The organism is Treponema sp. R6D11 (genome assembly GCF_054786075.1).
This window is the reverse complement of record NZ_BDHD01000516.1, coordinates 1-864: the sequence shown is the minus strand read 5'-3', so window position 1 is coordinate 864 and position 864 is coordinate 1. Positions and strand designations below refer to the sequence as shown.

Here is an 864-nt window from a genome sequence, read left to right as displayed (position 1 = left end):
TTCTTCTCCTCCGTACCTTGCAACAAAATCATCTGCTCTTGTAATACTGTTAAAAAGCGTCTGAGCGACAATTTTAAGGCAATTATCGCCTTCAACATGACCGTAAGTATCGTTATATCGCTTAAAGAAGTCAATATCGATCACCAACATACTTAATAAACCGCATGAACGGGATAAGGAACTTATAATACGTTTCATGTTTTTGTTAAAGAAACGCCTGTTATAAATGCCTGTAAGCACGTCATATTCCGCTTCGGTACGAATGAAAGCATTTGCGAATAAAAACGCCGCAGAACGCAACATTTCAATAATATCATCTTCAAAAGAACGTTCTTTCTTAGTATCCGCAAAAAGCGCAAACCCCCAAAAAGCATTATTTATATGTATAGGTATAACGGCAACTGAAAGGATTCCAAACGATTTGAGCGTATCGGCTTCGGGATCGGGCATTATCTTTGATGGAGCGTTTATAGATTTGCCCTCCGCCAAAAGATTTTTCCAATTTGGCATGACTTTCAGGAAAGGCATATCAGCGAAAAGTAATTCAAGCGATTCTGTATTGCTATCTAAATTTCTACCCCAACGGTAAATTTGAGATATTTTAAAACTATCGGACTCCATGTGATTGCGGTAAAGAATTATCCTGTCAAGTTCAGCCATGTCTGCGATCAAATTCACACCTACCGTCATAGTATCTTCGAATTTGTCCTCGTTTCCGGATAATAAGATTAATGAAACCTTGTTCAATATATCCAACATCTTTTCGCGGCGTTTAAGCGCTTCTGCCGCCTGATTTGCGCTTTTGGTCTTTTCCGCCCTAATAATCGTACTTACGCACATACGCGCGGTTGAGCGCAACATAGC

General features: G+C 39.6%; 1 protein-coding gene. It reads right to left on the bottom strand.

Annotation, left to right across the window (positions count from 1 at the left end; translation table 11 throughout):
- The coding region (locus tag ACYVTD_RS14375) for a diguanylate cyclase (protein ID WP_461248402.1) at positions 1-864 on the bottom strand (864 nt) is incomplete at both ends.